2 protein-coding genes are annotated in these 2,781 nt (G+C 30.0%); both read right to left on the reverse strand.

Going from position 1 to position 2,781, the window contains the following annotated elements; translation table 11 throughout:
• Positions 1-56: 56 nt before the first annotated feature.
• Complete coding sequence (locus ACH2CG_RS01090) at positions 57-308, reverse strand: hypothetical protein (protein ID WP_395061337.1); 252 nt, start codon at positions 306-308, stop codon at positions 57-59.
• 80 nt (positions 309-388) lie between these two features.
• On the reverse strand, positions 389-2,209 hold the full coding sequence (locus ACH2CG_RS01095) for an endonuclease (RefSeq protein WP_395061339.1): 1,821 nt from the start codon (positions 2,207-2,209) through the stop codon (positions 389-391).
• Positions 2,210-2,781: the final 572 nt, after the last annotated feature.

The following is a 2,781-nucleotide window of genomic DNA, read 5'->3' on the forward strand; positions in this document are numbered from 1 at the left end:
AAAGTTATTCTAAAATTAAGCAGATTTTAAACGAAAAATGCTATTTTTGATACTAACTAAATAACTAACGATGTTGCGTTAGATACTTGAATCCGCCTACTTGTTGGGACAGCAGGAGGTACTTTTTTAAGTGTCTTACCTAATTTGCGTTCGGAGGATATTTTAAAAACAATTGTATTGGCTGCTTTAGGTGCTGTTGTAAGTTTTCTATTGTCTTTACTGTTTAGATACCTTAGTAAAAAGTATAAGAAATAGTCTAGCTTCATTTGAGTATTAGTCAAAATGCCCTTTTCAGTTGGAAAGGGCATTTTTATGTTAACTATTTAATTATAATTAGGTTTAGTTTTATTAGAGCTTGATAATAAAATTAAAATTTATTTCATGTTTTTTAATTTATAATTATTTTTTTTAATTTAAATTCTTCACCACATGTAACTTTCATCATGTAAGTTGCAGGTGATAAAAAGCTTAGGTCGAAATTTGTTTCGCTGCTTTTTTGATAGATTTTTTCGCCATAAATAGTATATATTTCAACTTTAAATTCTAAATCATTATTTTGAATTTTTAAAAAGAAAACACCATTTGAAGGATTTGGATATATGATAAAATCTAAATAGATTTTATCATTTGTTAATTCAGATTTGTTTTCAATATTGTTGCAATCGTCTAGCGGAAATATTGTCCAGTCTGATGTTTTATTAAACGTTATTTTTGGCACAGAAACGTTTGACTTGCGTCTTAAAGTTTCGTCGGCAGAAAAATTGGTTTGTCCACTGTTAAAAATGCCAATGATGTCTATTAATAAACCATTATTGAAGAGACCAATTGCATCATTACCGTTGAATGACATCTCTGAAGCATTAGAAGCTAGCGAAGCGTTTGTTGTTAGGTAGCATAAACTTAGAGTAGCGCCATTTACAATGGTATATTTTGTGCCATTTACTACCGTGCCTGACAACGATAAGCCTTGGCTCCAAACACCGGTACCATTTGTTTGTTTTTTGATGGTGTAACTAGAAAGATTTACTAATTTTCCTGTCATATTACTAATTTCCAAAATTTTATTATTAGCAGAGCCCTCTACATATTCAGAAAAAAATAAGTCGTTAATTACAGAATTTGGAAGCGTATTTGTTGTTATAGTATTACTAATTTCTGAGGTATTCGTGGCGTTATCAATTGCTCTTACATAAAATGAATAATTTGTTCCGCTGTTAAGTCCAGTAATTATTGTGTTAGTTGTTATTGTTGTTGACTTTACAACTCCGTTCATTACAACTTCATATTTAACAACACCAATGTTATCTGTAGCGGCTGTCCAATTTAGTTGAAGCGAATTATTAGTTACAGAAGACACAATTAAATTCTCGGGAGTGCCTGGGATTTCAGTGTCTTGTATCGATGTTATACTACCCCAAATCATTTCTACATATTCAGGATGATCTATAAATGGGTTTCTATTAGCTTGTCTTGCATAAATCGCATTATTCCTTGCAATTTCTCTTGCACTAACTGGATCTTGGTTGTGCCATAAAATTAACATATCTCTAAAAGAATTTGTAAAAACTTGATTTTTGGTGCCGTTAAACATTGGATATGAATAACCAGCAACAGAATTTTCGTATCTTGTTGCGAAGTAAAAGTACATTCTAGCAATATCTCCTTTAAACTCATCAATGGGTTCAAAAACATTTCCTGTATATCCTGAAACTGCGCTTTTGCCAAGTTTGCTTCCGTTTAAAGAAGTCCATAATATTGTTGCTGTTTTGCCATGAGGATAATTGGATCTTACACCGTTTACTTTGCCATCAGTGGGAGTTATAAAATGTGCGTCACCAACCATGGGAGACGCCGCATTAAAAACAGATTGTGGTATTATGTGTTCTCGATTGTAGCAATTCCCCTCTTCGCTGTACGTACCACATTGTTTTGTTATGTAGGAAAATGAGTAAGGGTCGATCCCTGTTGGATTCTCTGAATATAGATCAATAATAGAATTGTCGTTTTCATATTCTTTGTCTCGATCTGATGTTGAATACGTGGTCCATAAACCAGCATAACCTTTATCTTTATGTTTTTTTATTTTGTTATAAAGCTGTGTTTTTAGTGTATAACCTGAAGCACTAGCAGTAATATAATATGCATTTGGAATTTGTGTATATCCAAAAAGTGTGATTAATAGAACGATTATTGTTAATTTTTTTTTCATGAATTTTTATATTATCAATACGAACAGGTGTTAAATTGTCTTCAAATATTTGAGGCTTATTTTATAAAGCACTAGATCGCATTAGTTATTAGTGACTTCTTATATGTAGTAGTTGAAAACATTATAATTGGCTTTTGAGTCTAAAATGCCTTCTTAAAATATTAGTTTTGTAAATTTTACACTAAATTATTGTTATTTACTTTGGTGTAAAAGTCAAACTTTGAATCACACAATCATTTCCTTTTAAAGTAATTAAAAAAATAAATGCCAAAGTGTACGTCATACTTTTATTTTTAGAAAATTTTGATGGGCATAGAATTAATGATTTCATTAATTTGCGATGCATTTAGTGTCATTTAGAGAATTTTTATTTGTCTGTCAGACATATATTTTTTTATAAGATAAGTACGCATAGGTAAACTTATCATCGTATTACTTAAACTTATTTTTCTAGTTCTATTTTATGTAAACAATTACCGTACGATTCTATTGAAATGTAATAATTAGCAATTTTATTGATTGTAAATGAATATGTAAATTTAATTTTAAAATGTTTTTCAAAACAATATTCT

It is taken from the genome of Flavobacterium sp., from assembly GCF_043778725.1.
In the GTDB taxonomy this organism is placed as follows: domain Bacteria; phylum Bacteroidota; class Bacteroidia; order Flavobacteriales; family Flavobacteriaceae; genus Flavobacterium.

Excerpts from the sequence above, each read along its gene's own strand:
- ACH2CG_RS01095 (WP_395061339.1), bottom strand. The coding sequence starts at position 2,209 with ATGAAAAAAAAATTAACAATAATCGTTCTATTAATCACACTTTTTGGA.
- ACH2CG_RS01090 (WP_395061337.1), bottom strand. The coding sequence starts at position 308 with ATGCCCTTTCCAACTGAAAAGGGCATTTTGACTAATACTCAAATGAAG.